Here is a 24,265-nt window from a genome sequence, read left to right as displayed (position 1 = left end):
CGCCCTCGCTTGCTGGTGCCGCCCTGGGTTTACGGCTGCGGCCACGCCGGTGGTCCAAAAACGGCTCAAGCCGGGCGGACCACGCTCCCGACGACCGTCAGACAACGGCCCGGGGCCGGAAGCGACGCGCGCTCCCAGCCCCGGGAACCGGTATGCTGGTTCGGACGACCCAAGCCTATTTCAGCTCGACGGTCGCGCCGGCTTCTTCCAGCTTCTTCTTCAGCTCTTCGGCTTCGTCCTTCGACACGCCTTCCTTGACCGGCTTCGGCGCTTCTTCCACCAGCGCCTTGGCTTCCTTCAGGCCCAGGCCGGTGATGCCGCGCACTTCCTTGATCACGTTGATCTTCTTGTCGCCGGCCGAGGCCAGGATCACGTCGAATTCGGTTTGCTCTTCAGCGGCTTCGCCACCGGCACCCGGCGCACCGGCCGCGGCCACGGCGACCGGAGCGGCCGCCGACACGCCCCACTTCTCTTCGAGCAGCTTGGACAGCTCGGCGGCTTCCATCACGGTCAGGTTCGACAGGTCTTCAACAAGCTTTTCCAGATCGGCCATTCTTTTCACTCCAGGTCGAGTGCCTCTGGGCGTTCATCATTGCCCGAGGCCCGGTCATCGGTCTCGGCTTACGCCGCGTCTTTTTCGCTATAGGCTGACAGCACACGCGCCACCTGCCCGCCCGGCGCTTGCAGCACCTGGGCCACCCGGCTCGCCGGGGTCTGCAACAGACCCACCAGCTTGCCGCGCAGCTCGTCGAGCGAGGGCAGTTCGGCCAGCGCCTTGACGCCGGCTTCGTCGAGCCGGGTCTCGCCGAGCGCACCGCCGAGAATGATCAGCTTGTCATTCTCTTTGGCGAACTTGGCCAGCACCTTGGGCGCGGCGACGGGATCGTCCGACACGCCGATCGCCGTCGGACCGGTAAACAGGTCCGACACCGATTCCACCGGCGTGTCAGCCAAGGCGAGACGCGTGAGCCGGTTTTTGGTCACTTTGAAGCTGGCGCCGGCGTCGCGCATGCGGCTCCGCAGGTCGGTCATCTGCGCCACGCTCAGGCCGCTGTAGTGGGTCACCACCACAACGCCCGCGGACGAGAAGACGTCGTGCAGGTCCGACACCAACTCCCGTTTTTGGGCTCTATCCACAGAACGTCTCCAACTCTGTGGGAAGCGGCCCCCATGGGGACTTTGCTTCCCGGTCGTTTGAGCTCCGGCGGGACGGCGTACCGTCCCGGCCGATCCGCTGCTGCCCACGGGAGATCCCATCGGATGTCCCCGTGCGCCCGGCGGAAGCGGGTGCCGCTCGACAGCAGGCCCCGACCGATCGGACACCGCGGGTGGCGCCTTCAAGCGGGGCTTGATGCCCCACCGGCCGACGCCGTTCCGATACCCCGTCTCATCCAGGCCGGCCGCCCCGCGAGACGACCTTGATTAAGTGCCCCTGCCCCGCCATCGTCGCACGCGGCGCCCGGGCACACCTGGGTTCTTGGACAGTGTGGAGGACCGACGGCCAGCGCCCCCGATCCTCCGGTCCGGCCCCGCGAGCGCAGCGCGCCCGACGAAGCGTTCCTTACCAGCCGGCGCCTGGGTCAGGCGCCGCCCGGGCGAGCCCCCTTGGCCTTACTGACCGAGGCTCGAAACGTCGATGGTCAGGCCCGGGCCCATGGTCGACGACACCGACACCTTCTTGACGTAGGTGCCCTTGGCGCCCGAGGGCTTGGCCTTGATGATCGCGTCCACGAACGAACTGGCGTTTTCCAGCAGCTTGTCGGCGTCGAAGCTGAGCTTGCCCACGCCGCCGTGCACGATCCCGGCCTTCTCGACCCGGAACTGCACCTGGCCGGCCTTGGCGGCTTCCACCGCCGCCTTGACGTCCATGGTCACGGTACCGAGCTTGGGGTTCGGCATCAGGCCCTTGGGCCCGAGGATCTTGCCCAGCTTGCCGACCACGGCCATCATGTCCGGCGTGGCGATCACCCGGTCGAAATCGAAGTCGCCGGACTGCACCTGCTGCGCCAGGTCTTCCGCGCCGACCACGTCGGCACCGGCGGCCTGTGCTTCCTCAGCCTTCGGGCCCTTGGCGAACACCGCCACCTTGGTGGTCTTGCCGGTGCCGTGGGGCAGCGCGACCACGCCGCGCACCATCTGGTCGGCGTGGCGCGGGTCGACGCCGAGGTTCATGCTCACCTCGACCGTCTCGTCGAACTTGACGCCCGAGCGCTCTTTGAGCACCTGCAGCGCGTCGGCGAGCGTGTAGGTCTTGGTCAGGTCCAGCCCCTCGTGGAGCTTCTGCATACGTTTGGAGCGCCGTGCCATCTTACATGCCCTCCACTTTCAGGCCGATCGACCGGGCGGAGCCGGCGACAATGCGCATGGCCGCGTCCACATCGTTGGCGTTCAGGTCCTTGAGCTTGGCCTCGGCGATCTCGCGCACCTGGTCGGCGGTCACCGTACCAGCCACCGCGCGGCCGGGCTCCTTGCCGCCCTTGTTGATCTTGGCGGCCTTCTTCAGATAGTAGGTCGCCGGCGGCGTCTTGGTCTCGAACGTGAACGACTTATCCTGATAGATGGTCAGGATGGTCGGGATCGGCATGCCCTTTTCCAGGTCCTGCGTGGCGGCATTGAACGCCTTGCAGAATTCCATGATATTCAGGCCACGCTGACCGAGCGCCGGCCCGATGGGCGGCGACGGGTTGGCGGCACCCGCCGGGACCTGAAGTTTCAGGTACCCCTTAATCTTCTTCTTTGCCATTCCTCTCGTCCTTCGACAGGGTTGAAGGGGCGTGGTCCGGCTATGGCGAGCCTGCCACGCAAGTCATGCACCGCCGACCCGAAACCCGGGCCGGCGCGCCGCATCAAACCTTTTCGACCTGGCTGTATTCCAGTTCCACCGGCGTGGCGCGACCGAAGATCGACACCGACACCTTGAGCCGGGCGCGCTCCTCGTCCACGTCCTCGACCTGGCCGTTGAAGCTGGAGAACGGGCCGTCGGTGACGCGCACCTCTTCGCCAATGTCGAAATGGACCGACGGGCGCGGCCGTTCCACGCCCTCGGTCACCTGATTGAGAATCCGGTCGGCTTCGGCCTGGGTGATCGGCGTCGGCTTGCCTTGCGGGCCCAGAAAGCCGGTCACCTTCGGCGTTTCGTTGACCACGTGATAGGTCTCGTTGGTCATCACCATCTTGGCCAGCACATAGCCGGGGAAGAATTTCTTCTTGACCGTCCGCTTCTGACCGCGACGCACCTCGACCACATCTTCGGTCGGCACGGTGACCTCTTCGATCAACTGGTCCAGGCCGTGCTGGAGCGCACGCTCCTGAATCGACGCGGCGACCTTTTCCTCGAAGCCCGAATAGGCGTGAATGATGTACCAGCGCGGTGTCGCCATCGGCTTAATTCCCCAGGCCCAGAATATACTGAATGGCCCACGAAAAGACCGAGTCGATGCCCAGGAAGAACAACATCATGACGAACACCATGATCAGCACCATGATGGTCGAAACCGTAGCCTCCTTGCGGGTCGGCCACGTCACCTTGTTCATTTCCTGGCGAACCTGCCGAACGAATTCAGCCGGGCTGGTGCGTGCCATCGATTACTTCCTTCTTCGCCGGCCTTCGGGCCCCAACGCCCGTCTCGCACGGGCCGGGCGTGCGCGGTGCCGCTGCCGAACTGCCTGGATCAAGGTGGCAGGAGTGGAGGGACTCGAACCCCCAGCCCCCGGTTTTGGAGACCGGTGCTCTACCAATTGAGCTACACTCCTCCAAGACCCGGCGTTCCGGCCCGGCTCAGGGCGCCGCCCCGTCTGGCACGACAACCCGAGGCAACGGCCCGAAAATCAAAGGTCTGGAACAAACGACCGCCGCCGCCCCAGACCGACAAGGAGCGTATGACTGAAGCGCGATCGACGCGCTGTCAAGCCCCTTTTTTACCAGCCGGTCGCACCCGCACGGATGCGACCGGTTGGCCGGCTGGCTTATTCGATGATGTCGCCGACGACGCCGGCGCCGACGGTCCGGCCGCCTTCGCGGATCGCGAAACGCAGGCCGCTGTCCATGGCGATCGGCGCGATCAGTTCCACTTCCAGCGTCACGTTATCGCCCGGCATCACCATCTCGGTGCCCTCGGGCAGCGTCACCGACCCGGTCACGTCCGTGGTCCGGAAGTAGAACTGCGGCCGGTAGTTGCCGAAGAACGGCGTGTGACGGCCGCCTTCTTCCTTGGTCAGCACGTAGGTCTCGGCCTTGAACTTGGTGTGCGGCGTGATCGAGCCCGGCTTGGCCAGAACCTGACCGCGCTCCACGTCGTCGCGCGCCACACCGCGCAGCAGCGCACCGATATTGTCGCCCGCTTCGCCCTGGTCGAGCAGCTTGCGGAACATCTCAACACCGGTCACCGTGGTCTTCTTGGTGTCCTTCAGACCGACGATTTCCACTTCCTCGCCAACCTTCACGATCCCCTGCTCGACCCGGCCGGTCACCACCGTGCCGCGACCCGAAATCGAGAACACGTCCTCGATCGGCATCAGGAACGGCTTGTCCACCGGACGCTCCGGCTGCGGCACATACTCGTCCACCTGCGCCATCAGTTCCTGGATCTTCTCGGCACCAATGGCGGCATCGCGGCCCTCAAGGGCGGCCAGCGCCGACCCCGCGACGATCGGAATGTCGTCGCCGGGGAACTCGTAGTCGCTCAGCAGTTCGCGGATTTCCAGCTCGACCAGCTCCAGGAGCTCTTCGTCGTCGACCTGGTCCACCTTGTTCAGGAACACCACGATCGCAGGCACACCCACCTGACGGGCCAGCAGAATGTGCTCGCGCGTCTGCGGCATCGGGCCGTCGGCCGCCGAAACCACCAGAATGGCCCCGTCCATCTGCGCCGCACCCGTGATCATGTTCTTCACATAGTCGGCGTGACCCGGGCAGTCCACGTGCGCATAGTGGCGCTTGTCCGTGGTGTACTCCACGTGCGCGGTCGAAATCGTGATGCCGCGCTCGCGCTCTTCGGGCGCCTTGTCGATGTTGGCGTAGTCCGAAAACGTCGCCCCGCCCGTCTCCGACAGAACCTTCGTGATCGCCGCCGTCAGCGTGGTCTTGCCGTGGTCGACGTGACCGATCGTGCCGATATTGCAGTGCGGCTTATCGCGTTCAAACTTCTCTTTGGACATCGCCCTGCTCGTGCCCTTCTTCTCTGCGGCGCGCGGCGCCTAGCTACGGTTCAATCCTGGGCCGGAGCGGCCCCTTGGGTTTTGCGTCGTTGCCCGGCGACGCCGGAGCGGTGGACGGCGATTGGAGCGGGTGATGGGAATCGAACCCACACCACCAGCTTGGAAGGCTGGGGCTCTACCATTGAGCTACACCCGCATACACGAGCCGGGCACCGCGCCGTCCGCCGCGATACCCGCATCAGCCTTCCCGTACAACGTCCCGAGCGGATGTCTCGGGGAAGGGACTTGGTGGAGGGGGCAGGATTCGAACCTGCGTAGGGAAACCCGACGGATTTACAGTCCGTTGCTTTTGACCGCTCAGCCACCCCTCCAGAGTGGCGCGAACCCGATTGGGTCAGCGTCAGGGCGTGTCGTCTAAGAAAATGGGGCTGGGTTGTCAACACAACAAGATCACCAGCCGTCAGGTTTTTCTGCGCGGCGCGGTCCGCGGCGGCCGAACAGCGCCACCACCGCCAACGCCGACAAGGGCACCAGCGCCAGCCAGACGACCAGTCCCACCTCGACGCCCAGAGCACCGATCCACAGGCCTGCCGCCACCGCCAGGGCCAGCCCCGACCCGGCCCAGGCCGCCACCCGCCACAGCGCCGACCGCGGCGAGCGGCGACGGACCCGCACCGCCAGGCCAAGCCCGCCCAAGACCAGCATCCAGGCCACCCAACCGGTCATGGCACGACCGCCCCGGCCCGCTCGCCGGCCGCCCTCCGGGCCAGACCAAGCCGGGCCAGACGCAGGCCGGCCCACGCAAGCCCGCCGCTCAGCCCGACCAACACCAGATCGGTCATGACGACGCTCCAACGGGCCTCGGCGAGACTGTGCCAAGGCCAGACCCCGGCCAGAAACCCGCGCGCCACCACCGCCGCCAGCAAACAGATCGCCACGGCGGTCAACAACCCGCCGAGCACCGACGCCAGCGGGCGAAGGGCGATGGCCAGCGCGCAGGCGAGCGCCACCAGTGACCAGAACACGAGGGTCAGCGCCCCCGTCGCCGCCGCGCTCGACGGGGTCAGCGCCGCCATCGGGTGGGCTGCGGCCATGACGCCGGCAAGGCCCAGCGGCACGCCGACGCCCACACCACCGGCCAGCCGGGCGAGCAGACCATAGCCGCGCCCCGATGGCGCCCTGCCCGGTGTCCCGGCCGGTGCCCCGGCCCGTCTCCCGGCCGGTTTTCCGGCCTGCGCTGCCAAAGGCGCCGCCAGGCGCGCGCCGGCTGCCGATCCGACCGGCCCGGCGACCAGACGGCCGCGGCGTTCCACCCAACTCATCAGGCCGCTCAACACCAAGCCCGCCGAGGCAACGCCTAACAATGCCCAGGCGGCCTTGACCAAGCCGCCGCCGAAATTGCCGAAATGCAGGCTCAACAGCATGGCGAGCGTCTTGGACAGGGCGGCATCGTCGGCCAGACCGTCGAGCCGAGACCGGAACGCGCCGGTCGCGCCGTCGAAGCGATACTTGGCCTGCGAGACCGCGCCACGGTCAAAGCCGGTCACGTCGACCACCGCCGCGGCGTCGTCCAGATGGTGCACATGCAGGAACGCCGGGCGAAACCCGGGGCTTCGGGTGGACACATCGGCCATCAGGCGGTCCAGATCGGCGGTCGGGCGCTCAACACCGGCGGCCGGCGGAATGCCGACGAACACGCGTTCGGCCTCAGCCACATCGCCGCCAAAGCCGATCACCGCCACGATCGGCAGCAACAAGGCGGCGGCAAAGCTCAGCAAGGTACCGGTGAGGCCGATCATCAGGTTGAACAACAGCCCCCAGGCCCCGACCGACTTGTGCGCCTCGCGCCAGCGCGCCGAGCGCCCGCGCGGCCAGCGCAGCAGCAAAGCGTCGCGCAGCAAGCGCCGATGGATCACCAGCCCCGACAACGCCGAGATCAACAGCGTCAGTCCCAACAGCCCGGTCAGATACCGTCCCCAAGGCGGCGGCAGCCACAGGTCGGTGTGCAGATGGACCAGAAACGACCCGAGCGGCGTGGTCCAGTCGGTCTGGTAGAGCCGCTCGGTATCGCCCGCCGCGCGGCCGACGACCGCCGACGCATCGGTACCCCGGCCGGCGTCCAGACGATAGTCGACGCCGTCATGGCCGGCGGCGCCGTCTTCGGCTGCGGCCATGATGCTCACATGGGCGCGCGCCGCCCCCGGCTGGGGGAAGAACAGGATCGCCGAGCCCGCCGGCGCCCCCGTCTCGGCCTGGAACCGGGCAATGCTGAGGCGCAGGGCCCGTTCGGCGCTGAACCCCGGGTCGGTCTCGGCGTTGACAGCCGGGTCCGCCCAGGCGGCCAGATCATGCCGGGCGAACACCGCCACGGCCCCGGTCAGCATGACCACATAAAGCGCCAACGCCGTCACCGCCCCGGTCCAGGCGTGAATGGCGTGCATCTGACGGAACGCCCTGCTGGTCCTGGCCATTATCCAAGCCCCCTTGCGATCAGCGCACCATGGCCCAGGATCAGCAGGGCGAACACCAGCCCGACCCAGCGCACCCGGGGGGCCATCAGCGCAAAGAAAAACAGACCGACAAACAAAAACGGGAACAAGATCACCGGCAGAAGAATGCGGTCCACCTGGCCCACCGGGGCGTAAAGCGACAACCCGGCGGTCACCGCCAGGGCAGCCACCAAGGCACCGGGCACCGCCAGCGCCAACCGCAGCCGACGGCGCGGAAACAGCGGGCGCGTCGGCCCCTGGTCTGCGGTCGCCATGGCTAGAACACCTGCGCGGTGATCGACAGCCCGATGGTGCGCGGCTGCGCCAACGCCGCAAACCCGCCGACCCGACGCAGAAACGCCGTCTCGTTGGCCACATTGCGCACGAAGCCGCGCAGTTCGAAGCGCCGCCACCGCACCGTAGCCCCCAGATCGCCGAGCACATAATCGCCCACCTGGCTGCCGGGTATGTTCTGAAAATCGGGGAAGTAGCCGCTCACATAGCGAAGCTGACCGTCGAGATCGAGCCACTGCGTGGGCGCCCAGAGCAGGCTGGCGGTCACATTGGCGCCCGGATCACGACCGAAATCATTGCCGTCGAAGGCCGGGTTGGAGGCCGGGCCACGGCCGATCTTGGTCTCCAGAAGCCCCAAGCCGAGGCTCAGCGTCACGCTGTCGACCGGCTTGACGCTGGCGTCGAGTTCCAGCCCGTAGGACGAACTGTCCGGCACGTTGGTGGTGATGGTGGAGGTCAGGTCGCCGGGTACCGTCTGCAGAAAAAACTGCTGGTCGTCGTAACTGTAGTGAAAGGCGGTCGCCGACAGCGTCAGCCGCTCGCCCCAGACCTGGCCGCGATAGCCCGCCTCGACGGCGCGCAACCGCTCGCTGTCGAAGCGAAAGGGCACGCCGGTGAAGGCGTTGACCGATGCGCCCGCAGCGTTGAAGCCGGCGCGATAACTGGCTCGCAAGGAGTGGGCGTCGGCGAAGGTCCAGATCAGGCCGACGCTGGGCAAAAACACCGTCTCGGTCTCGTCGAACGCCGTATCGCCGGGGATCGCCACCGGCCCGCCGGGTGTCGGCAGCAGGGTGCGGATCGTTTGGACCCGGTCTTGAGCAATCGACAGCAGCCGACCGCCACCGACCAGATCCAGCCCACCGCGCAAGCGCAGACGCAGATCGGTGAACGCCGACCATTGCCGCGACTCGACCGCGGCGTCGGAGTTGATCGGCACGCCGACCACCGCGATCTCCTGATCCCGGCCTTCGAACGCCAACCCCACCAGGCCGGTCAACCGGTCGGCGGCCCGGCCGAAGCGGGCGATCAGGTCCTGGGCAAGGAACCGTTCGGCGCTGTCGAAGGCGCTCGGAAACACCTGTTCGGGCACCGTTTCGAAGGTGGTGCGGGTGACCGAGGTCAGCGACTCGATGGCAAAGGCGTCGCTAACCACCAGTTCGGCCTCCACCGCGCCGGTGATCGCGGCCACGTCGAAGGTCCGATTGGGACCGTCGAAGCGGATCACCCGATCGTCGAACGGTGCGCCGCCCGCCGCCGGCCCCGCCACATCGTTGCGGGTCTGGGGTGTGGTCCCGGTCTCATAGTCCACCAAACCCTCGACCCGCAGACGGCCGAGCCAGGTATTGGCCCGGCCCAGCAGCTTGGCCCGCACGCGCAGCGCGTCGAACTCGGTCAGAAAGCCCGTCTCGGCGCCCGCGGGCGCGCCGATCACGTCGCGCGGGTCTTCGCCGTCGCGGTACTGGACCATCACCCGACCGGCCAGATTGTCGGCCCATAGCGGCCCCGAGACCACGCCGGCGCCCAACACGTCCACCCGGCTGGTGCCGTCGAAGGCAAGGGTCGAGTGCAATTCCGCCTCGGGCTCGAAGGTCGGGTCGTTGGTCTCCACCACCACCGCGCCGCCAAGCGCATTACGGCCGAACAGCGTGGTCTGCGGGCCGCGCAGCACCTCGATCCGTTTCACATCGTAGAGATCGGAGAAGGACGAATTCGGCAGCGCGGCGATCTGCGGCACGCCGTCGATCACCGTGGTCAGGCGCGGCAGCGAGCCATTGGTCGCCCCGGTGGCGATGCCGCCGGCCCCGCCGCCCTGGACACCACGCACCACCGGCGTCTCGCTGATGCTTTCAATCAGCACATTGGGCGCCAAATTCAGCAACTGGTTTACATGACGGCCGGTCTCGCGCGCCAGCGTCGCCTCGTCGAACACCGTGACCCCGGACAGGACCTCCAGAAGCGGCCGCTCGACCCGCTCGCCATAGACCACCAGGGTCTCGATCGGCTGGCGGTCCGCCGAAGCCGCTGCGGCGTCCGCCCCCGCCTCGACGTCATCCGCCGCCGCCACCGGCCCCAGCCCGCCACCCACGGCGACCATCAGGCCGAACAGCCCCCGAACCGTCCCTCTCTCCCGACCCCACATCGCCGCCTGACCCCTGCTTAGCTTGAACCTTCAATCAATCCGACCGACCAAGGGGTACGTTGGCGTTATTGTTATTGCAAGTCATTTTCACCTGAGACCCAAACCGGCAACACGCTCTTGTCTTCGGGCGCGGAAACGGGCACAGGCTTGCCGATCATGGCACGACCTCCCGCATCTCCCATCCGACCCAAGCGGCCCGGCAAACCTCAGCCGCGCCCTCGCGCTGCGCGCCGCCCGGTCAAGTCCGGCGGGTCACGACCCAGCGCACCGGATACACTGTGGCTTTACGGCGCCCACGCGGTGCTGCCCGCGCTGGCCAATGGCCAGCGGGTCAAACGCCGGTTGCTCCTGACCGAGCGCGGCGCCGAACGCTACGACCTGCCGGCGGGCATCGCCGGCACGCTGACGGTGGAAACGGTCAGCCCCGAGGCGCTGACCCGCACCCTGGCCCGCGCCGGCGCCGGCGACAGCGACGTGCCGCACCAGGGGCTGGCACTGGCTTGCGAGCCGTTGCCGCCCGCCGACCTCGACGTCGCGCTGAGTGCCGCCGAAGGCGTGCCGCAGGCGCACCGCGGCCCGGTGATGGTGCTCGACCAGGTCACCGACCCGCACAATGTGGGCGCGGTGTTCCGCTCGGCGCTGGCATTCGGGGCGGTGGCGCTGGTCACCCAGGACCGCCACAGCCCGGCCGAGACGGCGACGCTGGCCAAGGCGGCGTCGGGCGCGCTCGAACAACTGCCCTGGGTGCGGGCGACCAATCTGGCGCGCGCGCTCGACGCGCTGGCCGAGGCGGGCTTCTGGCGCGTCGGCCTCGACGGCTCGGCGCCGGTCGATCTGGAGGGCGCCGCCGCACAGACCGGCCCGGTCGCACTGGTGCTCGGCGCCGAGGGGCGCGGCCTGCGCCCCAATGTGGCCAAGCATTGCGATGCCCTGGCGCGCATCCCCATCGACCCGGCGGTGGAAAGCCTCAACGTCTCCAACGCCGCCGCGGTGAGCCTCTACGCGGTCACGCGCGCGCGCCGAGCCTAAGACCCGGCCGGCAACAAAGGCGGGACGGGTCTTTCGGGGCCTGGGGCGGGCGGCTCGGGTTTCGAGCGCCCGGTACAGGGCCGGTTCAGCGTTGCGGCGCGCGTCGGCGCTGGCGCTGAAGATGGCGGATGAGCGCCACGGGCACGTCGTCGGGCGCGGTCAGGGGCGGAGCGGGAAGCTTGGTCATCGACGGCCTCGCTGTGCGGGTCTGAGCGAAAAAACGCCGGGGGCGGCAGGCACCCCCGGCGGCATGGTCAACTGGTGTAACGGCGGCGCCAGATCGCCAGGGCGATGAACGCCGCGCCAACCAGGATCGACACGTAGAACTCGGGCATGGTCGGCAGATCGAGCCAATCGCCCAGCATCATCGCGCTGAGCGAGTCGTAGAACTCGCCGAAGCCGTCCACATCGTCGATGCCGTCATCCCCGGCCATCGGCACGATCCGGCGGCCGAGCCATTCGGCCACCCGGCCGCTGTTGAACACCACGCCTTCGATGGCCATGGCGAGCACCGGCGGCAACACCGCGAAGGCGAACGGCGCGCGCGGGGCGACCGAACTGGCGAACAACACCCAGCCGGTCAGCGGCAGCATCCACAGCATCATCAGCACGAACAGCGGGAAGCTGAGCAGCCAGAGCTGCAGATAGGGGCCGATTTGCCACAACAGCCCCACATTGGCGCCCTGAGCCAGCCCGACCACCGTGGCGCAAACCAACAGCACCAGCAGACCGGCGAGGGTCACCAGATTGACGGTGACGAACGGCAGCAGCGCGCCGCCCAGGAACCGCGCCAATACCTCCTCGGTGTCCGACACCGGCATCGACTTCCAGAACAGGAAGCTGCGGTCGCGACGGTCTTCGTACAAGCTGCCCAACAGGGTGAAGAAGACGATAAAATAGGTCGCCAACGCCAACGGCAACGACACCCCCAACAGGAAGGTGGACATCAACTTGTCCTCGTCGCCCTCGGCTTCCTGGCCGACGCGGTCCAGCAATTCGGCGAAGCTGTTGATGTCGGGGCCCTCGTCGCCGATGCTGATGCCGCCCTGGGGCACCGCGCTCAGCGCCAGCACGGTGACCAGCACCACCACGGCCATGATCAGCGCCGGGGTGATCACGCTGCCGGTCCAGGTTTCCTGCACTTCGCGCCGGGCCAACGCGGCGTATTTCGTCAACCGGCTCATTGGCTGTCTCCTTTGGGCGCGTCCTGCATGGTGGCGACGAAGATGTCGGCCAGGCTCATGCGCTGAGGGGGGGCGAAGCGTTGCAACGCGGCGCGGTCGGCGCCGTCGAAGACGAAGGTCTTGCGACCCAGGCTACCGCTTTCATAGAGCGGGCCGAGGTCGCGCAGCGCGTCGGCGTGACAGGCGTCGACGCTGACCTGGGCGAACCGCGTCTCCAGCGCCTCGGTCTCGGCTTCGAGCACGATGCGACCGTCGCGGATGAACATCACGTCGGTGAGGATGTGCTCGATCTCCTCCACCTGGTGGGTGGTGACGATGATCGTCCGGCTGTCGTCGAAATACTCTTCCAGCAGGCTGCGGTAGAATTGCTTGCGAAACAGGATGTCGAGCCCGAGCGTCGGTTCGTCGAGCACCAACAGCCGCGCGTCGATGGCCATCACGATCGACAGGTGCAACTGGGTCGTCATGCCCTTGGACAGCTTCTTGATCTTCTTCGACAAGGGCACCGACGTGCGCGACAGGAAGTCGAGCGCCACGGTGCGGTCGAAACCGGGGTGCACGCCTTCCACATAGTCGAACACCTGGGCGGCGGTCATCCATTTGGGCAGCGTCGCCACGTCGGCGATGAAGCACACGTCGCGCATCAGCGCGGCGCGCTCGCGCGCCGGGTCGCGGCCGAACACGGTCAACTCACCCTCGTGCGGGATCAGCCCCAGAATGGCGTTGAGCAGGGTCGTCTTGCCGGCCCCGTTGGCGCCGATGACGCCGAGGATGCGGCCCGGCGCCACGTCGAAATCCACATGGTCGAGGGCGGTGAAGTCGCCATACTGCTTGGCGAGCCCGCGCGCCCGGACGATCGGCCGGGTGGCGTCGGCGGCCGCCGCCTCGGCGGGCGCCACAGGCTCGGAACTGGCGGTGGCTTGACGGGTCATTGAGCGTCTCCCGGCTTGGGCGCGCGGGCCAAGAGATCCTCCGCGGTCAGGCCCAGTTGTTCGATGCGTTGCAGGATGCGCGGCCATTCCTGTTCCAGAAAGTGGCGCTTTTCGCCCTCCAGCAGTTTTGCGCGCGCGCCGTCGATAACGAACATGCCGAGGCCGCGGCGCTTCTCCACCAATTGGTCCATCACCAGCTCCTGATAGGCTTTCGAGGCCGTGATCGGGTTGATTTGCAAGTCCACCGCCACCGAGCGCACGCTCGGCAAGGGTTCGCCCTCCTTGAGCGAGCCGTCGAGGATCGACGCCACCACCTTGTCGCGCAATTGACGATAGATCGGCTGGTCGTCGGTCCATTCGGGCGACAGCATCATGGGCGCACCCTCCCCCATCAGGCGGCCAGCGCCCGGCCAGGCGCACGCACAACGCGCGGCCCGCCGGTCGCTGCCTCCGCCAACAGAGGGCGGGGCTGCGGGCGCGAACGCGGCCCACCGCCAAGCCGGCGCGATAAGGAGCGAGCGCCGGGCGCGTCGCGGGGAACCAGCAGAGGGGAAGCGGGGATCATGGGAGGTCTCTCCTTCTCGGGCACCGGCCGCTCGGGCGCGGTGTCCGCTTTGATCGGGGCCCGATACCGACCCGGTCGGCCGGTATCGGGCGGTGCTGTCGTGACCGGGCCATACATGGTGGCGCGGCGCTTTGCTTGGTTGGTGTAGTAGATATGTATAACACCGGGGCAGCAACGTCAAGCCCCCCTGTCCGCCTGTCCACCCCATCCGGCACGCCGCAAATCGCCCCGATGACGGGCCGGCCCGCGACCAAAAAAAACGCCCCGGCGGTGAGCCGGGGCGTGGGCGAACGGTCGGGGCGCGCTGCGGCGCCGCTTACTTCGGATCGATCAGCCGATGTCGCGGGTGGTCTGCACCACGCGGCCGAGCAGGCCATAGTCGAGCGCTTCCTCGGGCGTCAGCCAATGGTCGCGGTCGGTGTCCTTCTCGATTCGCTCCAGCGGCTGGCCGGTCGCCTCGGCGAAGATCAGGTTCAGCCGGTGGCGCATCTTGATGATCTGTTCGGCCTGGATCGCCACGTCGGTGGCCGAGCCGCCCATGCCGCCCGAGGGCTGGTGCAGCAGGAAGCGGGTGTTGGGCAGGCACAGCCGGTTCTCGCGCGGCGGCGCGGCGAAGATCAGCGCGCCGGCCGAAGCGACCCAGCCGGTGCCGATGGTGCGCACCGGGCAATCGATGAAGCGGATCATGTCGTGGATCATGTCGCCCGATTCCACGTGGCCGCCGGGCGACGACACGAAAACATTGATCGGGTCGCTGCTTTCGGCGGCCAGGGCGAGCAGCCGCTCGCAGGTGACCCGGGCCAGCTTGTCGTCGACGCCGCCGGTGATCAGCACGTGGCGGCGCTTGAACAGATGCTTCTCGATGAAATTTGGGGTTTCCCGATTGTCGGGCTTTTCCTCGTCTTCATCGTCCAGCGAAGGCCGGTTCTGGATCACCGAGTGGGTCATGCGGTCCTCGATTTCGGTTGCGTTTTCAGGAAACGGGTTCTGTGTGATGTGGCAGGGTGAACGCTCCAGCGCAAGGGCATAGGCGCGCGCCGGGCCGGGCCGGCCGGTCCGGCCCTCACCCGGCACTGGTATCGCACGCCGGCCTTTGCTATTCATGCGGCATCGCGTCTCCCGAGATGCAGGCCGGTATAGCTCAGCTGGTAGAGCATCTGATTTGTAATCAGAGGGCCGCGGGTTCGAGTCCTGCTGCCGGCACCATTCGTTTCTGTTTTCCCTCACGCCAATTCGTTGTGCGGACGGCGCCGATGAGCCGCCGACCGCCAAGGCGCGGCATCCGGCCGGGGCGCCCTTGCCGCCGCGCGGCCGCCTGCACTCATGCGGCGCGGATCTCGGCAGCCAGCGCGGTGACGCGAGCGCGCAGGGCCTCGGCGTCTTCGGTCAAGGCGCGGCTGGCCTCGAAGACGCTGTCGGCGACCCGGCCGGTCTCCTCGGCCGCCCGGTGCATATCGTCGATGCTGGTGCGTACCCGGTCGGTCTCGTCGACGGTCGCGTCGACCCGCTCGGTGATGCTGCCGGCCGCGCGTTCCTGTTCGCCGGCGGCCTCGGCGGCCTCGTCGGTGGCGCTGCCCAGCGTCGCGATGGTCGCGACGATGCCGTCGATATCGTCGGCCACATGGCGCGTGGCCGCCCGCACTTCGTCGATGAACCCGGCGATCTGCTCGGTCGCCTTGGCGGACTGTCCGGCCAGCGTCTTGACCTCGGTCGCCACCACGGCGAAGCCGCGCCCGGCGTCGCCGGCCCGGGCCGCCTCGATGGTCGCGTTGAGCGCCAAGAGATTGGTCTGGTCGGCGATGTCGGTGATCAGGTCGAGCCCCTTGCCGATTTCCGCCGCCGCGTCGCGCAGCCGCCGGACCGCGCGCTGGCTGCGACCGGCCTTGTCGGACGCCGCGCCCGACACGGTGTGCGATTGTGCCAGACACGCACTGATCCGCGCCATGCCGGCCCCGAGCGCTTGGGCGGTCAGCGCCATCTGGCGCACCGTGTCGGCGGCGGTCTCGGTCGCCTCGGCCGACGCGCCGGCTTGGTCGCGGGTGCGCCCGGCATTGGCCTTCATGGTGTCGGCCGAGCCGCGCACCTGCTCGGCGGCTTCCAAGACCCGGGTGGCGACCGCCATGATGTCGCGTTCGAACCGGTCGGCAAGCGCGACCATGGCCTGGTGGCGGGCGCGCTCGGCGGCCTGTGCCTGGCGCTGACGGTCGGCCGCCGCCTCGGCCTTGCGGTGTTCCTCTTCGCGCCGGCGTTGCTCCCGCTCATCGGCGGCGACCCGTTCGGCCTCCAGGCGCCGGGCATTGACCCGCTCCATCTCGGCGGCGTGGGAACTGAACACGCGCGCCGCCTGGGCCAGCGCGCCGATCTCGTCGCCGCGATGTTCATACGGAATGTTCACCTCGCGCTCCTGGCGGGCGAGCGCCGACAGGGCTGCGGTGATCCGCCGGATCGGCCGGACCAGGCGCAGATGCAACACGCCGACCATGGCGATGGCCAGCGCCAGCGCAGCCATCGCCCAGCGCAGCGCCACCCGGTTGGCGGCATCGACCGACCCCGACAGCCGGTTGAGGGCCGCCTCACGGCTCGCCTGGAGGTCGGCCAGCGCGCGCTCGGCGGCCTCGCTCACCGCCGCCTGAGCCGCGTTCAACTGCTCAAGCGCCGCTTGAAACCCCCTGACCTCGCCCTGCTTCTGGCGTACCCCGCTTTGCACCTTCTCGAAATCGCCGCGCACGAAAATGAAGGTGCGGAACTGCGCGCGCTCGATGCGTGCACCCAACAACGCCGCCTTGGCGCGATCCAGCAACGCCGCATGGGCGTCCAACGCCTCCTCGACCGCCGCCAAGGCGGTGTCGCTGCCGGTGGCGGCATAAGCGAGCGCCCGGTCGCGCAGGTCGCGCGCCGAGGGCATGAGGGCGGCCGCCGTCTCAGCCGCGGTGTCGGGCGCCACCTGGCGCAACAAGGCCGACAGGTCGGGCGTCGAATCGATCAACTGGCCAACGCCGAACAGCACCAGCGCCAGACCCTCGGCGTCGAGTTCGGCGCGCTGGAGCACCGATTCCAGCTTGGCGCGATAGGCTTGCCAGCGCTGGTCCAGGGCGGCGGCAAGGTCGCCGGCATCGGCCGCCGCCAGGCGCGTGTCGAGCCGGGTGAGCCGGCGGTCGGTCTCGGCAAACGCGGCGTCCACGGCGGCGCGATGCTCAGCGGTCGGCGCATAGGCATATTCCTTCAACCGCGCGCCCAAATCGGTTAGCGCCAACAAGTACCGATCCGCCGCCAAAGCTACGACCTCGGCCGCGCGGATCGACCGATCCGCCTTGCGCACCGTTGCCAGGCGATCCTGAACCGCCAGGTTCGACAAAAAGAACAAAGCGATCACCAAGCCCAGCGTGCCGGCAATCCAAGTTCCGATCCCGATGCGGCGAAATCGTTCAAACATAAACACTACTCCGGCCCTCGACAAAGACGGTCGATCCCGCCCCGGTTGCGGTTTTTCACCTATGGCCGCTCTGGTAGGCGCTCGTGATCTCAGATTTGTGACATAAGCCGGCTGCCATGAAAGCTTCACCCAACCGTCAAACGCCCAACCGACGGACCCGCCCAGATAGGTCGGGACGGCGGCTTGTGGGGCGCGGCACTCTGTCCAGACGGCGGGTCATCGGCCCATGCGCCCCCTGGCGATTGACGCCGGAACCGGATAGACAACGGCGACGGTCGCAACCGCGACGATCGCAGATGGATGCGACCCTGAGGAGGACCAGCGTATGCGCGTTACAGTGGTAGGCACCGGCTATGTGGGCCTGGTTTCAGGCGCCTGCTTTTCCGAATTCGGTCATCATGTCACCTGCGTCGACAAGGATCCCGCCAAGATCGACGCCCTGAACCGGGGCAAGATCCCGATCTTCGAGCCCGGGCTTGAGGATCTGGTGGCGCGCAACGTGGCCGCCGGTCGGCTCGACTTCGCGGTCGACATGGCCGAGGCGGTGGCCGACAGCGAGGCGGTGTTCATCGCCGTCGGCACGCCGAGCCGGCGCGGCGATGGCCATGCGGATCTGAGCTATGTGCGCGCCGCCGCCGCCGAGATCGCCGCGGCGGTCCGCGGCTTTACGGTGGTGGTCACCAAGTCCACCGTGCCGGTGGGCACCGGCCTGGCGCTCGAAGCGCTGCTGCGTGAGACCGCGCCCGGCGCCGACGTGGAGGTGGCGTCGAACCCCGAATTCCTGCGCGAAGGCTCGGCGATCGAGGACTTCATGCGCCCCGACCGGGTGGTGGTCGGCATCCAGAGCGACCGCGCGCAGGCGGTGATGGCGGGGCTTTACCGGCCCTTGTCGCTCAACGAAACGCCGGTGCTCTATTGCGACCGCGAAACCGCCGAGTTGATCAAATACGCCTCGAATGCGTTTCTGGCCACCAAGATCGGCTTCATCAACGAGATCGCCGATCTGTGCGAACGGGTCGGCGGCAATGTCCAGGACGTGGCGCGCGGTATGGGTCTCGACAAGCGGATCGGGCCGAAATTCCTGCACGCCGGGCCGGGCTATGGCGGCAGTTGCTTTCCCAAGGACACGCTCGCCCTGCTGCGCACCGCCGAACAGGCCGGCACGCCGCTGCGCATCGTCGACGCGGTGGTGCAGGCCAACGATACCCGCAAGGCCGCCATGGCCGACCGGATCATCGCCGCGTGCGGCGGCTCGGTGGCCGGCAAGCGCATCGCCCTGTTGGGCCTGACCTTCAAGCCCAACACCGACGACATGCGCGAAAGCCCGAGCCTTGCCATCGTGCCGCGCCTCAAGGACGCGGGCGCCGAGATCCTGGCCTACGACCCCGAGGGCATGGACGAAGCCGCGCCGCTGCTCGGCCACGCGCTCAGCTTCGGCGCCGACCCTTATGCGGTCATCGACGGCGCCGACGCGGTGGTCATCCTGACCGAGTGGAACCAGTTCCGCGCGCTCGACCTGGCGCGGGTGGCGCGGCTGCTGCGCGCGCCGGTGATGGTCGATCTGCGCAACGTCTATGGCCGGGGCGACGAGCCGCGCCGTCACGGGCTCGTCTATCACGGCATCGGCCGGGGTGAGCACGCCGCCGACGCGCCCCCTACCACCATGGACACGCATCGCCAAGCCGGCCAGGCCTGATCGTCGGGCGGCCCTGGGCCGGCGGGCCGCCATAGGCCCAGCCCACCGCAGTCGTGCCCACCTGCATTCGGCCAACCGCATCGGTAAAGCGGCGGTGTCGGCGTGTGGCTGAGTGTGGCTGGCGGCCCGACCGGCGCGCGACGTGGCGATCGCCCACCGACGCTTGCGAGCGCCCGGGCGACCTCGGCTGTCGCCATGACCAAAGCGGTGGCGGAAAAGGCCGATGCGCTGCCAGGACCCGGAAGGGGAGCCCCGGGTGTTGGGAGGGGGTCTTGTGGGGTTCTCGCGGATTGGTGGCGGACTTCTGGCGCGGGTCCGCCGAGGGGCCGGCGGCCTAGGGCGGGACAACGTGGAAGCGGCAGGGCGCGCCGCGGGCGGTGCCCGGCGAAACCGCCGGTCGGCACCACCCGCATGAGCGTCCGGCTATTTCGGTGCCACCACCATGACCATCTGGCGGCCTTCCATCTTCGGGCGCGCTTCGGTCTTGGCGATATCGACGAGATCTTCCTCAACTTTCTTGAGGATGTTCATGCCGATATCCTGGTGGGCCATCTCGCGGCCCCGAAAGCGCAGGGTAAACTTGACCTTGTCGCCGGCGTCCAGAAACTTGTTGGCCGCCTTCATCTTGGTCTCGTAATCGTGCGAGTCGATCCCCGGACGCATTTTGATTTCCTTGACGTCCTGGGTCTTTTGCTTCTTACGGGCCAGATTGGCTTTTTTCTGAGCCTCGTACTTGTACTTGCCATAGTCGAGGATTTTGCAAACCGGCGGGTCCGCGCTGGGCGACACCTCCACCAGGTCCAATCCGGCTTGTTCGGCAAGACGCCGCGCTTCGTCAGTTTCGACGACGCCGTGATTATCCCCATTGTGATCGATCAGGCGCACCTTGGGCACCCGGATCCTTTCATTGGCGCGGGGGCCGGTCGGCGTGGGTGCGGCACCCGGCATGCGACGCTTACGGATGGTCTTGTCTCCTATAGCCGTGAAAACTGGGTCGTCGGATCAGGATAGCGCATAGAATGCGCCTTGACGAGATGGAAACCGCCGCCATCGGTGTTCAGGCCGCGCCGCCTCCCAGGCCCACCACCCAGCGCCGCCATCCAGCGCGGCTTTGGGCCCGGCCCCGCCCGGGGTCGCCCCGAGGCTCACCGTGGGGACCACTTTACAGACTGCCTTGCCAGCCGGCCGCGAGACCGCCAGCCGCAGCCCGCGCCCTCAACGATCGTTTAGGCCGAAACGATCCCAAAAGGCGCAGAAAACGGGGGCTACCAAAAATGCGGAAAATATGTTACATAATCGCCATTGGAACCCAAGGCATGAAGAGCATTCGGCGGTGACGGGTCCGGAGGCCGCGGCAACTTCCCTTTGACATCAAGCGATTCGTAATGGCGATGCCTCCGAATGAGGGCGCGGACGCATGGCCACATTGCCGTATCCCGGACGGTCCGACGACGCTCTGCAGAGGAACACACTGGCATCATGGCAAAAGACAAAAAGACACTGGCGTTCAACAAGGGTGACTATGTGGTCTATCCCAAGCACGGCGTCGGGCGGATTGTCGATATCGAGCACCAGGAGATCGCCGGCATGAAGCTCGATCTCTATGTGGTGCGGTTTGAAAAGGAAAAAATGACCCTGCGCGTGCCGCTCAACAAGGCGGCCACCTCCGGCATGCGGCGCCTGTCCAACCAGGCGACGCTTGAAGAGGCGTTCACCACCCTCAAGGGCAAGGCGCGGGTCAAGCGCACCATGTGGTCGCGCCGGGCCCAGGAATACGAAGCCAAGATCAACTCGGGCGACATCGTGTCGATCGCCGAAGTGGTGCGCGACCTGCACCGGGGCGATGACCAACCCGAACAGTCCTACTCCGAACGCCAGATCTACGAGGCCGCGCTCGGCCGCTTGGCACGCGAGCTCGCCGCCGTCGAACAGATCGACGAAGGCGAGGCGATGACCAAGCTCGAAAAGGTGCTGGTCGCCGCCTGATCCGCCCGCTTTGGCGACGCCCGACGCGCTCGGCGTCCGCGGCGTCGCCCTCCCTCACCTGCCTCTCAGACCCGGCCCCGCAGAGACCCGGCCCCACATAGACCCGGTGCCGATCTCTCATCCCCCGGCGGCCGCTGCCGTCGCGGCTCCTGGCACCTGCAGCAAGCCGAGACCCGACCGCCGGACGCCATAGTGCCAGAGATCACCGGCGGTACGGGCCTGTTGCCGGCAGGGCCCGGTCGCTCCCCGGGCGGGGGCGCCCAAGCTCCGGCCCTCCCCCTGGGTCCGTCCGGCCCCGGCGGCCAAGCGTGTCGAGACGGTTTCGAACACGATCGCTCACTCCGCGTCGTCGGCCGGGGCCAGCGGGCGCAGGGTGCCCGGCCGGCGGACGCGCAGGAACGGGCCTCGCCACCAATCGAGCACGCCGCGCGCCTCGACGGTTCGGCCTTCAAGAGCGCGCAGCCCCGCCATGCCGCCCATGGCGCGCACATGCCCGGTGGGCACCAACAGGGTCAGGTCGCGCGACCAGTCGCGGCCGAAATTGATGAACACGCCCAGGTCACCGCGTCCCACGCTTTCGACCCGGCCGACGACGATGCGAAAACGGTCACGGTCGCGAGCGTCGAGGCTATCGGCGCGCCGGCGGCCCATGGATGGCGTGCGCCACAGCCCGCGCCCGGCGTGCCGGGCCACCGCCTCGGCCTCAAACAACGCCGCGCGGACGGCCTCCCGGTCGGTCCACGGGTCGACCTGGGCGGCGCCTGCCTGCAACAGTGCGCGTTGCAGCCACAGCCCATCGTCGCGCACCAGATGCACTTGGGGGATGGCATAGCGATCCTGCGCTGGCTCGGCGGCGTAGCGGACGAAGCGCCGCCCCTGCGCTAACCGCGCCAGCACCGCCCGCGCCCGATCCGCCGCGGGCGCAGCCTCGCCCTGTACGGTCCGGCGCGGCGCCCACAGGTCTGCCAGGCGCAGGGTCTCGCCCGCGTCGTCGCGCAGGCTGAGCCCATCGGATACGCGGACGACGCGCATCCCGGCACCCTCGGTCAGTCCCGCCAGCGCAGCGGGCGGCGCGGCTGGCGCCAGGGTCGATGGCGCCGACGCCGGCGCGACCGAGGCGCTCGCAACCAGTGTGATCGACAGCGCGCAGACGATGGCGACCGGCGAGCCACGATCGCCAACCGGCTGACCGTCCGCGCGCCGCAACCGTCGCGCGGGGGCTTCTTTCGACCGCGGCCACCGCTCTGGCACGCACCGGCCCTCCAATTGACTCCCCCCCCACAAACAGGCACAGAGCATAGCATGCGCCCGTAGCTCAGGTGGATAGAGCATCAGATTCCTAATCTCCCGACCCATACGACTTGTTCTCCATAAAAACGCAAATAAAAACGAAAATACAATAACTTATGAATTTTCTTGCCTCGCCGTGATCGCCATTTTATCCTTACACATAGCTTACACATTTTCACACTTTTTGAACAGTCATGGCTAATCACACGATAATGGGCGGAAAAGTCCACGTTTATAAACGTGGACGAAGCCGATACTGGCAGTGCTCCACCTACATCGCCGGTAAGAACCGGCGCGTCAGCACCAAGCAAGAGAGTTTGGCGCAGGCAAAGGACTTTGCAGAGGACTGGTATCTAGACCTCCGTGGAAAGAACAATCGCGGCGAGCTGAAATCCGAAAAGACATTCAAGCAAGCCGCCGAGCAGTTCCTGCGCGAGTACGAGGTCATCACCGAAGGCCAGCGCCACCCCGGCTATGTCGAAGGACATGAGCGTCGGCTCAAGCTCCACCTTGTCCCCTTCTTCGGAGACAAGGGACTATCCGAAGTCACTCCCGGCCTTGTGCAGGAGTACCGCATCTCCAGGCTGAATCCCGACAACAAGCCAATCGAAAAGCCGTTCAAACAGGCGGTTCGCCAGTTTGAGAAGGAATACGGCTTTCGAAGCAATCACCGTACCGACCGCGAAGCCGAGGCCCGCCTCGAAGCGGTCAAGAAACACATCGTTCCCTATTTCAGTGACGGAGTTGCAGCCACCGTCACACCCAAGGCTATCGAGAAATACCGTGACCACCGGATTTCTGAGATCGATCAAGAACCCGCCATCGCCGCTAAGATCGTGGACCGTGAATTGGGCGCGCTTGGCGAAATGCTGAACTGGATGAAGCAGCGCAGCAGGCCGCCGTCCAAAAGCACGATGCACCACGAGATCGTGACGCTTCGGCAGGTCATAAAGACCGCCATCCGCCACGGCTGGCTGGAACACCTGCCCGACTTCTCGCCCCCATACCGGAAGGCCGAGAAAATCGCCCACCGCGCGTGGTTCTCGCAGGAAGAATACCGGAAGCTCTACGAGGCGTCCCGCGCCCGCACCCAACAATTCAAGGGCACGACAAGGGCGTGGCCGAACGAGCAGTTGCACGACTATATCCTGTTCATGGCAAATACCGGCTTGCGACCGGATGAAGCCAACACGCTTGAGTTTCGTGACGTTGAGATCGTCGAGGACGAAGGAACAGGCGAAACGATCCTTCTGATTTCAGTCCGGGGAAAACGCGGCGTCGGCTATTGCAAGAGCATGGCGAACGCCGTGCGACCGTTTGAGCGCCTGGTCGACAGGCTGCGGCCCCCATCAGATGATCAGACAGACGTTGACGACACGGAAACCGGATCGGGGGAACCTGTCTGGCGGAAACCGCAGCCGACCGACCTTGTTTTCCCCGCCAATCACAAGAAGCAATTCAACGCCATTCTCGAAGAGAATGACCTCAAATTCGACCGCGAAGGCAACAGGCGGACGGCCTACAGTCTGCGCCACACCTATATCTGTTTCCGGCTCCTCGAAGGTGCCGACATCTACCAGATCGCCAAAAACTGCCGTACCAGCGTCGAGATGATCGAGAAGTACTACGCCTCGCACATCGCCACGACCCTCGATGCGTCAGCGATCAATGTGCGAAGGCCGAAGCGCAAAAACCAAAGCAAGGAAGAGGACTCCGGCAAGAGACCGGAGGCTTAATCCCCTTCTCTCACCCGTTAGGCTCGGAAGGCAGCTTCAAGAGCCGTCAAGTCCAGCCCGTTGGGCGTCAGTGGACCTGGACGGGTAAAGGCCACCGCGCATCTATCGTCCGGCACCGGACGCTTGCGGTGTGCCTCATGTCAGGATGGGCGGGAAGCCGCTCAGCCGTCCGAGCCCGCCCGATGGGCATCTTGTGGCTCGGGACAGCTACTGAAAATTCGCCGTACCGAGTGCGGCTCTCCAGCCTATTATCGGCGATATCAACTCGCCTTAAGATCAATCCTTGCGTGCAGCCATCAAAGTGGACAAAATAGCCCAAATGGCTCGCAAGGAC

Annotated in this window: 22 protein-coding genes and 4 tRNA genes; 5 read left to right on the top strand and 21 right to left on the bottom strand. The window is 67.1% G+C overall.

What is annotated here, in order from left to right; translation table 11 throughout:
- Positions 1-175: 175 nt before the first annotated feature.
- The 14 genes from rplL to EV659_RS12235 form a co-directional block, all read right to left on the bottom strand.
- Positions 176-553, bottom strand: coding sequence for a 50S ribosomal protein L7/L12 (rplL, locus tag EV659_RS12295; RefSeq protein ID WP_132709189.1), 378 nt, complete (start codon positions 551-553; stop codon positions 176-178).
- Positions 554-621: 68 nt separating this feature from the next.
- Positions 622-1,137 carry a 50S ribosomal protein L10 gene (gene rplJ / locus EV659_RS12290; RefSeq protein WP_200287403.1) on the bottom strand — a complete coding sequence of 172 codons (516 nt, stop codon included), beginning with the start codon at positions 1,135-1,137 and terminating at the stop codon, positions 622-624.
- Between the two features lie 474 nt (positions 1,138-1,611).
- The gene (gene rplA, locus EV659_RS12285; protein WP_132709187.1) at positions 1,612-2,307 is read right to left on the bottom strand and encodes a 50S ribosomal protein L1; all 696 of its coding nucleotides are present in this window, start codon (positions 2,305-2,307) and stop codon (positions 1,612-1,614) included.
- Between the two features lies 1 nt (position 2,308).
- Positions 2,309-2,743: a 50S ribosomal protein L11 gene (gene rplK / locus EV659_RS12280; protein WP_132709186.1), complete on the bottom strand. Its 435-nt coding sequence runs from the start codon at positions 2,741-2,743 to the stop codon at positions 2,309-2,311.
- 103 nt (positions 2,744-2,846) lie between these two features.
- Positions 2,847-3,380 (bottom strand): transcription termination/antitermination protein NusG, encoded by a 534-nt coding sequence (nusG, locus tag EV659_RS12275; protein ID WP_132709185.1) that lies wholly within the window; start codon positions 3,378-3,380, stop codon positions 2,847-2,849.
- 4 nt (positions 3,381-3,384) lie between these two features.
- On the bottom strand, positions 3,385-3,582 hold the full coding sequence (gene secE, locus EV659_RS12270) for a preprotein translocase subunit SecE (protein ID WP_132709184.1): 198 nt from the start codon (positions 3,580-3,582) through the stop codon (positions 3,385-3,387).
- Between the two features lie 95 nt (positions 3,583-3,677).
- A tRNA-Trp gene (locus EV659_RS12265) sits at positions 3,678-3,753 on the bottom strand.
- Between the two features lie 213 nt (positions 3,754-3,966).
- Positions 3,967-5,157: an elongation factor Tu gene (gene tuf / locus EV659_RS12260; RefSeq protein WP_132709183.1), complete on the bottom strand. Its 1,191-nt coding sequence runs from the start codon at positions 5,155-5,157 to the stop codon at positions 3,967-3,969.
- A gap of 122 nt (positions 5,158-5,279) precedes the next feature.
- A tRNA-Gly gene (locus tag EV659_RS12255) sits at positions 5,280-5,353 on the bottom strand.
- 90 nt (positions 5,354-5,443) lie between these two features.
- Positions 5,444-5,528: transfer RNA gene (locus EV659_RS12250), tRNA-Tyr, on the bottom strand.
- Positions 5,529-5,607: 79 nt separating this feature from the next.
- Positions 5,608-5,883 (bottom strand): hypothetical protein, encoded by a 276-nt coding sequence (locus EV659_RS12245; RefSeq protein ID WP_132709182.1) that lies wholly within the window; start codon positions 5,881-5,883, stop codon positions 5,608-5,610.
- Entirely contained in the window at positions 5,880-7,628 is a 1,749-nt protein-coding gene (locus tag EV659_RS12240; RefSeq protein WP_165878881.1) for a PepSY-associated TM helix domain-containing protein, read from the bottom strand. Before EV659_RS12240 ends, EV659_RS12245 begins: the two co-directional genes overlap by 4 nt.
- Entirely contained in the window at positions 7,628-7,921 is a 294-nt protein-coding gene (locus EV659_RS14730) for a hypothetical protein (protein WP_165878880.1), read from the bottom strand. Before EV659_RS14730 ends, EV659_RS12240 begins: the two co-directional genes overlap by 1 nt.
- A gap of 2 nt (positions 7,922-7,923) precedes the next feature.
- Positions 7,924-10,035: a TonB-dependent receptor gene (locus tag EV659_RS12235; RefSeq protein ID WP_165878879.1), complete on the bottom strand. Its 2,112-nt coding sequence runs from the start codon at positions 10,033-10,035 to the stop codon at positions 7,924-7,926.
- A gap of 201 nt (positions 10,036-10,236) precedes the next feature.
- On the opposite strand from EV659_RS12235, the gene EV659_RS12230 reads away from it, so the two are divergent.
- A complete protein-coding gene (locus EV659_RS12230) occupies positions 10,237-11,109 on the top strand; it encodes a TrmH family RNA methyltransferase (protein WP_132709179.1) in 873 nt (290 codons plus the stop codon).
- A 254-nt stretch (positions 11,110-11,363) separates the two neighbouring features.
- On the opposite strand, the gene EV659_RS12225 is transcribed toward EV659_RS12230, so the two are convergent.
- The 4 genes from EV659_RS12225 to EV659_RS12210 all read right to left on the bottom strand — a co-directional run bounded on the left by EV659_RS12225 (position 11,364) and on the right by EV659_RS12210 (position 14,738).
- Positions 11,364-12,293, bottom strand: a complete 930-nt coding sequence (locus tag EV659_RS12225) for an ABC-2 transporter permease (RefSeq protein ID WP_132709178.1) — start codon at positions 12,291-12,293, stop codon at positions 11,364-11,366.
- Positions 12,290-13,225, bottom strand: coding sequence for an ABC transporter ATP-binding protein (locus tag EV659_RS12220; protein WP_132709177.1), 936 nt, complete (start codon positions 13,223-13,225; stop codon positions 12,290-12,292). The genes EV659_RS12225 and EV659_RS12220 overlap by 4 nt, the downstream gene beginning before the upstream one ends.
- Positions 13,222-13,593: a GntR family transcriptional regulator gene (locus EV659_RS12215; protein WP_420877581.1), complete on the bottom strand. Its 372-nt coding sequence runs from the start codon at positions 13,591-13,593 to the stop codon at positions 13,222-13,224. The genes EV659_RS12220 and EV659_RS12215 overlap by 4 nt, the downstream gene beginning before the upstream one ends.
- 527 nt (positions 13,594-14,120) lie before the next feature.
- On the bottom strand, positions 14,121-14,738 hold the full coding sequence (locus EV659_RS12210) for an ATP-dependent Clp protease proteolytic subunit (RefSeq protein WP_165878878.1): 618 nt from the start codon (positions 14,736-14,738) through the stop codon (positions 14,121-14,123).
- A gap of 182 nt (positions 14,739-14,920) precedes the next feature.
- Between EV659_RS12210 and EV659_RS12205 the strand changes: the two genes are divergently transcribed.
- Positions 14,921-14,996 (top strand) — tRNA-Thr (locus EV659_RS12205).
- Positions 14,997-15,111: 115 nt separating this feature from the next.
- On the opposite strand, the gene EV659_RS12200 is transcribed toward EV659_RS12205, so the two are convergent.
- A complete protein-coding gene (locus tag EV659_RS12200; protein ID WP_132709175.1) occupies positions 15,112-17,223 on the bottom strand; it encodes a methyl-accepting chemotaxis protein in 2,112 nt (703 codons plus the stop codon).
- Between the two features lie 325 nt (positions 17,224-17,548).
- On the opposite strand from EV659_RS12200, the gene EV659_RS12195 reads away from it, so the two are divergent.
- The gene (locus EV659_RS12195; protein ID WP_132709174.1) at positions 17,549-18,919 is read left to right on the top strand and encodes a UDP-glucose dehydrogenase family protein; all 1,371 of its coding nucleotides are present in this window, start codon (positions 17,549-17,551) and stop codon (positions 18,917-18,919) included.
- 423 nt (positions 18,920-19,342) lie between these two features.
- Here the strand turns inward: EV659_RS12195 and infC are convergent, their stop codons facing one another.
- On the bottom strand, positions 19,343-19,867 hold the full coding sequence (gene infC, locus EV659_RS12190) for a translation initiation factor IF-3 (RefSeq protein WP_132709173.1): 525 nt from the start codon (positions 19,865-19,867) through the stop codon (positions 19,343-19,345).
- A 531-nt stretch (positions 19,868-20,398) separates the two neighbouring features.
- Here infC and EV659_RS12185 point away from each other — a divergent pair.
- Positions 20,399-20,905, top strand: coding sequence for a CarD family transcriptional regulator (locus tag EV659_RS12185; protein WP_132709172.1), 507 nt, complete (start codon positions 20,399-20,401; stop codon positions 20,903-20,905).
- Between the two features lie 336 nt (positions 20,906-21,241).
- Here the strand turns inward: EV659_RS12185 and EV659_RS12180 are convergent, their stop codons facing one another.
- Positions 21,242-21,937, bottom strand: coding sequence for a thermonuclease family protein (locus EV659_RS12180; protein ID WP_165878877.1), 696 nt, complete (start codon positions 21,935-21,937; stop codon positions 21,242-21,244).
- A 452-nt stretch (positions 21,938-22,389) separates the two neighbouring features.
- On the opposite strand from EV659_RS12180, the gene EV659_RS12175 reads away from it, so the two are divergent.
- Positions 22,390-23,931 carry a site-specific integrase gene (locus EV659_RS12175; protein WP_132709170.1) on the top strand — a complete coding sequence of 514 codons (1,542 nt, stop codon included), beginning with the start codon at positions 22,390-22,392 and terminating at the stop codon, positions 23,929-23,931.
- Positions 23,932-24,265 lie beyond the last annotated feature (334 nt).

Origin of the sequence: Rhodothalassium salexigens DSM 2132, assembly GCF_004341375.1 — a bacterium.
GTDB classification, from domain to species: domain Bacteria; phylum Pseudomonadota; class Alphaproteobacteria; order Sphingomonadales; family Rhodothalassiaceae; genus Rhodothalassium; species Rhodothalassium salexigens.
The sequence above is the reverse complement of the archived record's forward strand: the minus strand, read 5'-3'. Positions and strand labels throughout refer to the sequence as shown.